11 protein-coding genes and 5 tRNA genes are annotated in these 10,924 nt (G+C 71.5%); 13 read left to right on the top strand and 3 right to left on the bottom strand.

Features of this window, described 5'->3' with window-relative positions; translation table 11 throughout:
* Positions 1-225: 225 nt before the first annotated feature.
* The 7 genes from ACFC1F_RS09325 (at position 226) to ACFC1F_RS09295 (ending at position 3,259) form a co-directional block, all read left to right on the top strand.
* On the top strand, positions 226-1,026 hold the full coding sequence (locus ACFC1F_RS09325; protein ID WP_376156780.1) for a fumarylacetoacetate hydrolase family protein: 801 nt from the start codon (positions 226-228) through the stop codon (positions 1,024-1,026).
* A gap of 4 nt (positions 1,027-1,030) precedes the next feature.
* Entirely contained in the window at positions 1,031-2,542 is a 1,512-nt protein-coding gene (gene gltX / locus ACFC1F_RS09320) for a glutamate--tRNA ligase (protein ID WP_376156787.1), read from the top strand.
* Positions 2,543-2,756: 214 nt separating this feature from the next.
* Positions 2,757-2,828: transfer RNA gene (locus ACFC1F_RS09315), tRNA-Gln, on the top strand.
* Between the two features lie 37 nt (positions 2,829-2,865).
* Positions 2,866-2,938, top strand: a tRNA-Glu gene (locus ACFC1F_RS09310).
* Between the two features lie 27 nt (positions 2,939-2,965).
* A tRNA-Glu gene (locus tag ACFC1F_RS09305) sits at positions 2,966-3,038 on the top strand.
* A gap of 26 nt (positions 3,039-3,064) precedes the next feature.
* Positions 3,065-3,140: transfer RNA gene (locus ACFC1F_RS09300), tRNA-Glu, on the top strand.
* Positions 3,141-3,184: 44 nt separating this feature from the next.
* Positions 3,185-3,259 (top strand) — tRNA-Gln (locus ACFC1F_RS09295).
* 155 nt (positions 3,260-3,414) lie between these two features.
* On the opposite strand, the gene ndgR is transcribed toward ACFC1F_RS09295, so the two are convergent.
* A complete protein-coding gene (gene ndgR, locus ACFC1F_RS09290; protein WP_148642806.1) occupies positions 3,415-4,128 on the bottom strand; it encodes an IclR family transcriptional regulator NdgR in 714 nt (237 codons plus the stop codon).
* Between the two features lie 231 nt (positions 4,129-4,359).
* Between ndgR and leuC the strand changes: the two genes are divergently transcribed.
* The 4 genes from leuC to ACFC1F_RS09270 all read left to right on the top strand — a co-directional run bounded on the left by leuC (position 4,360) and on the right by ACFC1F_RS09270 (position 7,765).
* Positions 4,360-5,781: a 3-isopropylmalate dehydratase large subunit gene (gene leuC / locus ACFC1F_RS09285; RefSeq protein ID WP_376156778.1), complete on the top strand. Its 1,422-nt coding sequence runs from the start codon at positions 4,360-4,362 to the stop codon at positions 5,779-5,781.
* Between the two features lie 5 nt (positions 5,782-5,786).
* Positions 5,787-6,383, top strand: coding sequence for a 3-isopropylmalate dehydratase small subunit (leuD, locus tag ACFC1F_RS09280; RefSeq protein ID WP_376156776.1), 597 nt, complete (start codon positions 5,787-5,789; stop codon positions 6,381-6,383).
* A 343-nt stretch (positions 6,384-6,726) separates the two neighbouring features.
* The gene (locus ACFC1F_RS09275) at positions 6,727-6,915 is read left to right on the top strand and encodes a hypothetical protein (RefSeq protein ID WP_209411546.1); all 189 of its coding nucleotides are present in this window, start codon (positions 6,727-6,729) and stop codon (positions 6,913-6,915) included.
* A gap of 133 nt (positions 6,916-7,048) precedes the next feature.
* On the top strand, positions 7,049-7,765 hold the full coding sequence (locus ACFC1F_RS09270) for an HU family DNA-binding protein (RefSeq protein ID WP_376156774.1): 717 nt from the start codon (positions 7,049-7,051) through the stop codon (positions 7,763-7,765).
* Positions 7,766-7,875: 110 nt separating this feature from the next.
* On the opposite strand, the gene ACFC1F_RS09265 is transcribed toward ACFC1F_RS09270, so the two are convergent.
* Complete coding sequence (locus ACFC1F_RS09265; protein ID WP_209411398.1) at positions 7,876-8,097, bottom strand: hypothetical protein; 222 nt, start codon at positions 8,095-8,097, stop codon at positions 7,876-7,878.
* 42 nt (positions 8,098-8,139) lie between these two features.
* Positions 8,140-8,847, bottom strand: a complete 708-nt coding sequence (gene cofC / locus ACFC1F_RS09260) for a 2-phospho-L-lactate guanylyltransferase (protein WP_376156772.1) — start codon at positions 8,845-8,847, stop codon at positions 8,140-8,142.
* A 216-nt stretch (positions 8,848-9,063) separates the two neighbouring features.
* Here cofC and ACFC1F_RS09255 point away from each other — a divergent pair, with 216 nt between their 5' ends.
* Both ACFC1F_RS09255 and ACFC1F_RS09250 read left to right on the top strand, forming a co-directional pair.
* Positions 9,064-9,897, top strand: a complete 834-nt coding sequence (locus ACFC1F_RS09255; protein WP_209411400.1) for a 1-acyl-sn-glycerol-3-phosphate acyltransferase — start codon at positions 9,064-9,066, stop codon at positions 9,895-9,897.
* The gene (locus tag ACFC1F_RS09250) at positions 9,894-10,895 is read left to right on the top strand and encodes an NAD(P)H-dependent glycerol-3-phosphate dehydrogenase (protein WP_148642801.1); all 1,002 of its coding nucleotides are present in this window, start codon (positions 9,894-9,896) and stop codon (positions 10,893-10,895) included. The genes ACFC1F_RS09255 and ACFC1F_RS09250 overlap by 4 nt, the downstream gene beginning before the upstream one ends.
* The last annotated feature ends 29 nt before the right edge of the window (positions 10,896-10,924 follow it).

The raw sequence follows: 10,924 nt of genomic DNA, 5'->3' as shown, positions 1-10,924 counted from the left end.
CCATCCGGCGGCCCCGGCGCCCTCTGTCGTTCCCGGGCCCCGCTCCCGTTCCGGCCGACGTGCGCCCGAGGCGGGCGCAACCCCGCTGAACAGGGGCAAAGCGGCCGCCGGGAGGCCCGCGCGATAGCCTGGTTGACGATTGAGCGGGGCCGGGCCCGAGTGCGCGGCGCCCACCAGCGCCCGGGCGCGCCCCGGGCGGCCGACGAAGCGAGGGGTAGCCCAGCCGTGCGCATTGCCAGGTTTTCCGTCCGGGAAGGAAGCCCTGCCGCCGGCAGCGTCTCCTTCGGAGTGGTCGAGGGCGACCCGGCCCAGCCCGAGTCTCTGGTCGTCCACGCCCTGGCCGGCCACCCGTTCGGGCAGCCCCAGCCCACCGGTGAGAGCTACCGGTTCCAGGACGTCCGGCTGCTAAGCCCGATGCTGCCCAACAAGATCGTCGCGGTCGGCCGCAACTACGCGGCCCACGCGGCCGAACTGGGCAACGCCGTCCCGGACGCTCCGCTCACCTTCTTCAAGCCGTCCACCTCGGTGATCGGCCCGACCGAGTCGATCGCCTACCCGCCGTTCTCCTCCGACGTCCACCACGAGGCCGAACTGGCCGTGGTGATCGGCCGGATGTGCCGCGAGGTCCCGCTGGAGCGGGTGCCCGAGGTGATCCTCGGCTACACCTGCGCCAACGACGTCACCGCGCGCGACGTCCAGCAGCGCGAGGGCCAGTGGGCCCGGGCCAAGGGCTTCGACACAGCCTGCCCGCTCGGCCCGTGGATCGAGACCGACCTCGACCCGGCCGACGTCGCCGTCACCTGCACGGTCAACGGCGAGCTGAGGCAGGCCGGCCGCACCTCCCTGATGATCCGCTCGGTCGCCGAGCTGATCGTCCACATCTCCGAGGCCATGACGCTGCTGCCCGGCGACGTCATCCTCACCGGCACACCCGCTGGGGTGGGCCCCCTCAACGTCGGCGACGAGGTCGCCGTCTCCATCGAAGGCATCGGCACTCTCACCAACAAGGTGATCAAGCGTGGCTAATGAAATGCTCAGCGGCTCGACCGCGGGCAACCCGTCCGTCCGGGTTCGCTTCTGTCCGTCCCCGACCGGGAACCCGCACGTGGGCCTGGTCCGGACGGCCCTCTTCAACTGGGCCTTCGCCCGCCACAACGGCGGCACGATGGTCTTCCGGATCGAGGACACGGACTCCGCCCGCGACTCCGAGGAGTCGTACAACCAGCTGCTCGACGCCATGCGCTGGCTCGGGTTCGACTGGGACGAGGGCCCGGAGGTCGGCGGCCCGCACGAGCCGTACCGCCAGTCGCAGCGGATGGACATCTACGCCGACGTCGCCCGGCGCCTGCACGAGGCCGGTCACGCCTACTACTGCTACTGCTCCACCGAGGAGCTGGACGCCCGCCGCGAGGCCGCCCGCGCGGCCGGCAAGCCCTCCGGCTACGACGGCCACTGCCGGGAGCTGACGGACGACCAGGTCGCCGTCTACAAGCTGGAGAAGCGCGAGCCGATCCTGCGCTTCCGGATGCCCGACCGGACCATCGCCTTCGACGACCTGGTGCGCGGCACGCTCACCTTCGAGCCGGAGAACGTGCCCGACTACGGCATCGTCCGGGCCAACGGCGCGCCGCTCTACACCCTGGTCAACCCGGTGGACGACGCCCTGATGGGCATCACCCACGTGCTCCGCGGCGAGGACCTGCTCTCCTCGACCCCGCGCCAGATCGCGCTCTACGCGGCGCTCGCCGAGATCGGCGTCGGCGACGGGACCACCCCGCACTTCGGCCACCTGCCGTACGTGATGGGCGAGGGCAACAAGAAGCTCTCCAAGCGCGACCCGCAGGCCTCGCTCAACCTGTACCGCGAGCGCGGCTTCATCCCCGAGGGCCTGCTCAACTACCTGTCGCTGCTCGGCTGGTCGCTCTCCGCGGACGACGACATCTTCAGCGTGGAGCAGCTGGTCGCGGCGTTCGACATCGCCGACGTCAACGCCAACCCGGCCCGCTTCGACCTCAAGAAGTGCGAGCACATCAACGCCGAGCACCTGCGCAAGCTGGCTCCGGAGGACTTCGTCCGGCGCCTGGTGCCGTACCTGCAGGCCCCCGGCCTGCTGCCGGCCGAGCCGACCGCCGAGCAGCTGGAGCTGCTGGCCAAGGTGGCGCCGCTCACCCAGGAGCGGATGGTCGTGCTGAGCGAGATCGTGAACATGGCCGGCTTCCTCTTCGTCGACCCGGCCGACTTCGCGCTCGACCCGGACGACGCGGCCAAGGTCCTGACCGCGGACGCCCGCCCGGTGCTGGAGGCCAGCATCAAGGCGCTGGAGGCGCTGGAGGACTTCTCCCCGGAGCCGATCCAGGCCGCGCTGCGCGAGGCCCTGGTGGACGGCCTGGGCATCAAGCCCAAGTTCGCCTTCACGCCGCTGCGGGTGGCCGTCACCGGCCGCCGGGTCTCCCCGCCGCTGTTCGAGTCGATGGAGCTCCTCGGGCGCCCCGAGACGCTGCGCCGGCTGACCTCCGCGCTGGCCGCCGTCCCGGCTGCCTGAGCCCCGCGCGGGCGGCTGCGGGCCCGGTTCCGACCTGGCCCGCAGCCGCCCCGGCCGCGGCCTGGGGTTATCGATTTTGGAGCCAGGGCCGACGTCGGGTAATGTTCTTTCTGCGCCGCCCGGGAGGGAACGGACGAGGGAGCGAAAGCCCCCCGGCCGGGACCGAACGAGAGGCGCAACGCCTGAGAAGATCCCGACGAGGGTTCAACTCTGGTGGGGTATGGTGTAATTGGCAGCACGAGTGATTCTGGTTCATTTAGTCTAGGTTCGAGTCCTGGTACCCCAGCGCAGTACAGCAGTACCGCAGTACAAATGAAGATCAAGCCCCCGTTGTGTAGCGGCCTAGCACGCTGCCCTCTCACGGCAGTAGCGCCGGTTCGAATCCGGTCGGGGGTACTGATCCCGCAAGGGATCACCTGGAAAGCCCCCGTTGTGTAGCGGCCTAGCACGCTGCCCTCTCACGGCAGTAGCGCCGGTTCGAATCCGGTCGGGGGTACTGATCCCGCAAGGGATCGCCAGGAAGCCCCCGTTGTGTAGCGGCCTAGCACGCTGCCCTCTCACGGCAGTAGCGCCGGTTCGAATCCGGTCGGGGGTACCAGAGCACGAAGCCGATGGGCTCGCCCCATCGGCCGATTGCTTTGTTGGGGTATGGTGTAATTGGCAGCACGAGTGATTCTGGTTCATTTAGTCTAGGTTCGAGTCCTGGTACCCCAGCCAGATAGAGAACGAAGCCCTGGTCGCCGGGGCTTTCTGCATTTCCGGGCACATTCCCGGAGCATTCCCCGCGCCTTGCCGAAAGGGCCCCGCACACCGGAGTGTGCGGGGCCCTTTTCCGTGGGGGAGGTCGCCGGCGGGGGAGTCCGGCGGATCGGTCAGCCGCGGCGCAGGGCCTCGGTGAGGCGGTTGGCGGCCTCGATGATGGCCTGGGCGTGCAGCCGGCCGGGGTGGCGGGTCAGGCGCTCGATCGGGCCGGAGACGGAGACGGCGGCCACCACGCGGTTGGAGGGTCCGCGCACGGGCGCGGAGACGGACGCCACGCCCGGCTCGCGCTCGCCGATCGACTGGGCCCAGCCACGGCGCCGGACGCCGCTCAGGGCGGTGGCGGTGAAGCGGGCGCCCTGGAGGCCGCGGTGGAGCCGCTCGGGCTCCTCCCAGGCCAGCAGGACCTGGGCGGCCGAGCCGGCCTTCATCGGCAGGGTGCTGCCGACCGGGACGGTGTCCCGCAGGCCGGAGAGCCGCTCGGCGGCGGCTACGCAGATCCGCATCTCGCCCTGCCGGCGGTAGAGCTGTGCGCTCTCGCCGGTGACGTCGCGCAGGTGGGTCAGGACCGGGCCCGCGGTGGCGAGCAGCCGGTCCTCGCCCGCCGCGGCGGAGAGTTCGGAGAGACGGGGGCCGAGGATGAACCGGCCCTGCATGTCCCTGGTGACGAGTCGGTGGTGTTCGAGTGCGACGGCGAGTCTGTGGGCCGTGGGGCGCGCCAGACCAGTGGCGGCGACCAGCCCCGCCAACGTGGCGGGGCCCGACTCCAGTGCGCTCAGCACCAGAGCGGCCTTGTCGAGAACGCCGACGCCGCTAGAGTTGTCCATGCCCTAAGACTGCAGTCTCATTCCGCGAGACGCAAGTTCAATCTTCCGCGAAAAGCGCCACTCTGGATGCAGCAGCCCGGGAGACATCCAGGATGCGGCCCCCACCAGGTGTCCGCATCGTGGACACCGATCCGGAGTGCAGGTCGCGCGACGCGAGCCTCAGAGGGCGGCGAACGCACTGACCTCGACGACACGAGAAGGCCGGCAACGCGGCCGGCTGGAGGGAATCCGATGGGACGGACACTCGCAGAGAAGGTCTGGGACGACCACGTCGTGCGGCGCGCGGAGGGCGAGCCCGACCTGCTCTTCATCGACCTGCACCTGCTCCACGAGGTGACCAGCCCGCAGGCCTTCGACGGCCTCCGGCTGGCCGGGCGCAAGGTCCGCCGGACCGATCTGACGATCGCCACCGAGGACCACAACACCCCCACCCTGGACATCGACAAGCCCATCGCGGACCCCGTGTCCCGGGTGCAGCTGGAGACGCTGCGCCGCAACGCCGCCGAGTTCGGCGTCCGGATCCACTCGCTCGGCGACGTCGAGCAGGGCGTCGTGCACGTGGTCGGCCCGCAGCTGGGCCTGACCCAGCCCGGTACCACCGTCGTCTGCGGTGACTCCCACACCTCCACCCACGGCGCGTTCGGCGCCCTGGCGTTCGGCATCGGCACCAGCCAGGTCGAGCACGTACTGGCCACCCAGACGCTTCCGCTGGCGCCGTTCAGGACCATGGCGATCACGGTCGAGGGCGAGCTGCCCGAAGGCGTCACCGCGAAGGACCTGATCCTGGCGATCATCACCAGGATCGGCACCGGCGGCGGCCAGGGCTACGTCCTGGAGTACCGCGGCTCCGCGATCCGCAGCCTCTCCATGGAGGCCCGGATGACCATCTGCAACATGTCGATCGAGGCGGGCGCCCGGGCCGGCATGATCGCCCCGGACCAGACCACCTTCGACTACCTGGAGGGCCGCCCGCACGCGCCCGAGGGCGAGGACTGGGACGCCGCGGTCGCGTACTGGAAGACCCTGGTCACCGACGAGGACGCGGTCTTCGACCACGAGATCTTCATCGACGCGAGCGAGCTGACCCCCTTCGTCACCTGGGGCACCAACCCCGGCCAGGGCGCCCCGCTCGGCGCGAACGTGCCGGACCCGGCCTCCTTCGCCGACCCGCAGGAGCGGACCGCCGCCGAGAACGCCCTGAAGTACATGGGCCTGGAGGCCGGCACCCCGCTGCGCGAGGTGAAGGTCGACGCCGTCTTCGTCGGCTCCTGCACCAACGGCCGGATCGAGGACCTGCGGGCCGCCGCGGCCGTCCTGGAGGGCCGTTCCGTCGCCGAGGGCGTACGGATGCTGGTCGTCCCCGGCTCGGTGCGGGTCGCCCTGCAGGCCGTCGAGGAGGGCCTGGACAAGGTGTTCACCGCCGCCGGCGCCGAGTGGCGCCACGCGGGCTGCTCGATGTGCCTGGGCATGAACCCCGACCAGCTGGCCCCCGGCGAGCGCTGCGCCTCGACCTCGAACCGCAACTTCGAGGGCCGCCAGGGCAAGGGCGGCCGCACCCACCTGGTGTCGCCGCAGGTCGCCGCCGCCACCGCCGTCCTGGGCCGGCTGGCCGCGCCCGCCGACCTCTCGTCCAACGTCGCTGTGGAGGCCTGAGCAGCATGGAGAAGTTCACCACCCACACCGGCCGGGCCGTCCCGCTGCGCCGCAGCAACGTCGACACCGACCAGATCATCCCGGCCCACTGGCTCAAGAAGGTCACCCGTTCCGGTTTCGAGGACGGGCTGTTCGAGGCCTGGCGCAAGGACGAGTCGTTCATCCTCAACCAGCCCGAGCGCCAGGGTGCGACCGTCCTGGTGGCGGGCCCCGAGTTCGGCACCGGCTCCTCCCGCGAGCACGCGGTCTGGGCGCTGCAGAACTACGGTCTCCACGCCGTGATCTCGTCCCGGTTCGCCGACATCTTCCGTGGCAACTCGCTGAAGAACGGCCTGCTCACCGTCGTTCTGCCGCAGGAGACCGTGGAGCGGCTCTGGGCGCTCACGGAGGCCGACCCGACCGCGGAGATCACCGTCGACCTGGAGGCCCGCGAGGTGCGCGCCGAAGGCGTCACCGCCTCCTTCGAGCTGGACGACAACGTGCGTTGGCGGCTGCTGAACGGCCTGGACGACATCAGCATCACCCTGCAGAACGAGGGTGACATCGCGGCCTTCGAGGCGACCCGGCCGGCGTTCAAGCCGCGTACTCTTCCGGTCGCCTGAGAAGCCGTTCAGAACAAGCATTCTGACGATCCGCCGGATGGCCCGTCTCCCCCTTCGGGGGGGCGGGTCATCCGCCGTTCCGGAGGCGGAGTTCACCCCCCTGCCCGGCCCCCGATTGCCCATTTGGCAATGGAGCAGAGGGCCCCCGGCAAGCACAACTGCGGGTAGATGGCACAATCAGTACATGCACCGGCACCATGAACCTCCGTACGCGGGCGGCGAACCCGCGTCACAGGAGTCCACGGGCCGGGGATCCGAACGCCGAATTGACGATCGGCCGGACGCCGCCACCTCACCTGCTGAGGGGCCGGACGACCCGGAAGTCGCAGCGCTCTACGCGCTTGTGGCCGAGCGGTTGAAGCAAGCTCACGCCCGCGTGCATGCGCTGAACGTGTCTGCCGATGCAAAGACCGCTCTCACCCGACAACTCCTCATCGTCACGGAGACCGCCAAGCGCGATCTTCCGGGGGCGGCAAGGCGGTTGAGTCGCTTTGTGCAGGACCTCGACGAGGGGCGCCCGCCCGTCGTCTGAGGTCGCCGATGCGCAAATCCATTGCGACACTAGGGTGATTCGCGCGTTTGGTAATTGAAAGTCCGCAGATACATACCTAACGTGCGAAATGAACGGATGGAATCATCCGGCGCCCGTTTCCGAAGGGGAAGACGTGAACAAGGCTCAGCTTGTCGAAGCGGTGGCCGAGCAGCTGGGCGGTCGCAAGGCTGCCGCAGAGGCCGTCGACGCAGTGCTCGACACCATGGTCCGCGCCGTTGTGGCCGGTGACCGGGTGTCGGTCACCGGTTTTGGCACCTTTGAGAAGGTGGAGCGCTCCGCGCGCTTCGCCCGCAACCCGCAGACCGGCGAGAAGGTCAAGGTCAAGAAGACCTCGGTGCCCCGCTTCCGCCCCGGCCAGGGCTTCAAGGACCTGGTCAGCGGCAGCAAGAAGCTGCCGAAGGAAGGCCCCTCGGTGAAGAAGGCCCCCAAGGGCTCCCTCACCCCGGGCAAGAGCGGTGTCGCCGCGACCCCGGCCGCCAAGCGCGCCGCCACCAAGCGTGCCGCCGCCGCCGCCGCGACCCCGGCCGCCGCGACCAAGAAGGCCGCCGCCAAGAAGACGGCGACCACCGCCGCCGCCAAGAAGACCACGGCCACCGCCGCGAAGAAGGCGACCGCCACCAAGAAGGCCACCCCGGCCGCGGCGAAGAAGACCACCGCGACCGCCGCCAAGAAGACCACGGCCGCCGCCAAGAAGACGGCGACCACCGCCGCCGCCAAGAAGACCACGGCCACCGCCGCGAAGAAGGCGACCGCCACGGCCAAGAAGACGGCTCCGGCGAAGAAGACCGCCACCCGCAAGACCACTGCGCGCAAGAGCACCGCGAAGTAGTCCGCGGACGGCCTTCCAGAGCCGTGGCGCACCTCCACCCGGGCCCGGGCGGACGGGACCGCCACGGCTCTTCGGTTTTCGGAGCGCACCCCGGCGGGTGCGCGCGGGCGTCAGGCCCCGGCCGGGTCCGGGAAGGTCTGCAGCGTCACGAAGACCACCCGGCGGGCCTCGCCGGCGCCCTCGGTGCGGATCCGCACGCGCTGGCCGGGACGGAGCAGCCGCAGGCCGCCCGCATCGAAGGCGGCGGCGTCGAACGGCACCGGCGTCCCGTCGTCGAGGAGCACGGAGCCGGCCCGGGTGGCGGGGTCGAAGGTGAACGCGGTGGCCTGCATGAAAGCAGCATAGCGAGCGGCACCGACAGTCCCGGCGGCGTCTCAGCCGAGTCCGGCGGGCGGCCCCGGGGCGTAGCCGAGCCGGGCCGACAGGGCGCCGGTGTGCGGGCCGACGCCGAGCGCCAGGGCCTCGCCGAGGTCGGCCCCGGTGTCGACGTCCCGGCGTACCGACTGCACGCCGTCCAGCCGTAGTTCGAGGGCGCCGCCGGCCGCGTGCCGGGCCCGGGAGCCGTCGCCGAAGGCGGGGGAGAGCGGGCTGCCGGGGGCGCAGGCGAGCAGGGTGGTACCCAGACCGGGGGCGTCGGCCAGGAAGGCCCGGCCGGCCGGGGGCACGGCGGCCAGCACCCGGGCCAGTTCGGCCGGGCGCAGGGCCGGCAGGTCGGCGGAGAGCGCGGCCAGCGGGGCGCGCGGAGCGATCGCCAGCGCGGCCGCGGCGCCGTGCACCAGTGCGTGGTTGAGGCCGCCGCCCGGTTCGTCGCCTACCACGACGGCGCCCAGCGCGGCCAGCCGGTCCGCGGCCGCGGAGTCCCGGGTGACCACCAGCACCCGGGCGACGCCGGGCGTGGCCAGCGCCGCGCCGACGGTGTCCAGGGCGAAGGAGAGTGCCAGGTCCGGGCGGTGCTCCCCGGCGAACGGGGCCAGCCGGGTCTTCGCCAGGGCGAGCGGCTTGAGCGGCAGCACCAGCGACCAGCCGGCGGTGGGTGCGGGGGGCGCGGCGGGCCCGCTGGGGCGTACGGTGTCCTGGGTCATCGGCGTCATTGTGACGCCGGTCCCGGAACCCTCGCCAGGCCGTCCGAGCTGTACGGACGTGCGTTTGGTCACGCCCGCCCCGACGTGCTGGCGGGGTTGCTCGACAGCCGTTCGCGGTCGGGCGAGACTGTTCCGCGCTCCGGGCCCCGAACGGGGGCCGCGGATGGCGAGATACTGCGGCACCCCACGTGCCGCACCGGATGAGGAGGACCTGGGGTGGCCCGCCGCTCGTACGCCAGCTTCGGCAACGCCGACTACGGCATCTGGTACCGCTTCGCGGCCGTGCTGGTGAAGCCGGTGACGACCGCGCTGGTCAAGCCCGACTGGCGGGGCTGGGAGCACCTCCCCAAGGAGGGTGGCTTCATCACCGCGGTCAACCACAACTCGATCCTCGACCCGGTGATCTACGCGCACTGGCAGTACAACAGCGGGCGGCCGCCGCGGATGCTCGGCAAGTCCTCGGTGTTCTCGGTGCCGTTCATCGGTTTCATGCTCCGCAAGACCCGCCAGATCCCGGTGTTCCGGGAGTCGACCGACGCCGCGCGGGCCTTCCGGGCCGCGGTCGACGCGGTGAACGACGGCCAGTGCGTGCAGTTCTACCCCGAGGGAACGCTCACCCGGGACCCGGACCTGTGGCCGATGACCGGCAAGACCGGCGTGGCCCGGGTCGCGCTGATGACCGGTGCGCCGGTCATCCCGGTGGCGCACTGGGGCGCGCAGGAGATCATCCCGCCGTACGGAAGAGCCACCCCGGGCAGAGGCAGATTCAACCTCTTCCCGCGGCACAAGGTGACGGTGGCGGCCGGGCCGGCCGTGGACCTGAGCAGGTACGAGGGCCAGGAGCTGACCTCGCAGGTGCTCCGGGACGCCACCGAGGACATCATGCAGGCGATCACCGTCGTGCTGGCCGGCATCCGTGACGAGGAGCCGCCCGCCGAGCGTTACGACATGCGTACGGCGGCCCGGGACCGGGCGACGGCGGCTTCGGCCGAGCCGCAGCGGGCCGCGGGCGGCAAGCGTGGCAACGGTACCGAGGAGGCCGGCAAGTGACCCGATGCGCCGTGTTCGGGACGGGTTCCTGGGGGACCGCGTTCGCGATGGTGCTGGCCGACGCCGGCTGCGAGGTGGTGCTCTGGGGGCGCCGCCAGGAGCTGGCCGACGCGATCAACACCACCCACGTGAACCCGGACTACCTGCCGGGCGTGGAGCTGCCGGCCTCGGTCCGGGCCACCACCGACGCGGCCGAGGCGCTGGCCGGCGCCGACTTCGCGGTGCTGGTGGTCCCCTCGCAGACGCTGCGCGAGAACCTCGCCGCCTGGGCCCCCCTGATCGAGCCGCAGACCGTGCTGGTCAGCCTGATGAAGGGCATCGAGCTCGGCACCGCCAAGCGGATGAGCGAGGTCATCGAGGAGGTCACCAAGGTCGGCCCGGAGCGCGTCGCGGTGGTCAGCGGCCCCAACCTGGCCCGTGAGATCGCCAACCGGCAGCCCGCCGCGAGCGTGGTGGCCTGCACCGACGAGGCCGTCGCCAAGCGGCTCCAGGCGGCCTGCCACACCCCGTACTTCCGTCCGTACACCAACACCGACGTGATCGGCTGCGAGCTGGGCGGCGCGGTGAAGAACGTGATCGGCCTGGCGGTCGGCATGGCCAACGGCATGGGGCTCGGCGACAACACCAAGGCGACGCTGATCACCCGCGGGCTGGCCGAGACCACCCGGCTGGGGACGGCCCTCGGCGCCGACCCGCACACCTTCGCCGGGCTCGCCGGGATGGGCGACCTGGTGGCCACCTGCTCCTCGCCGCTGTCGCGCAACAACACCTTCGGCACCAACCTGGGCCGCGGGATGTCGCTGGCCGAGACCATCGCGGCCACCCGGCAGACCGCGGAGGGCGTGAAGTCCTGCGAGTCGGTGCTCGACCTGGCCCGGCGCAGCGGCGTCGACATGCCGATCGTCGAGGCCGTGGTGGACGTGGTGCACAACGGACGCCCCACCCAGGAGGCGTTGCAGACCCTGATGTCCCGCTCGGCCAAGGCGGAACGCCGCTGAGCCGGCCGGTGCCGACAGCACCGGGCCGG

Origin of the sequence: Kitasatospora sp. NPDC056181 (assembly GCF_042266225.1) — a bacterium.
In the GTDB taxonomy this organism is placed as follows: Bacteria; Actinomycetota; Actinomycetes; order Streptomycetales; family Streptomycetaceae; genus Kitasatospora.
This window is presented reverse-complemented; position numbering and strand designations above follow the sequence as displayed.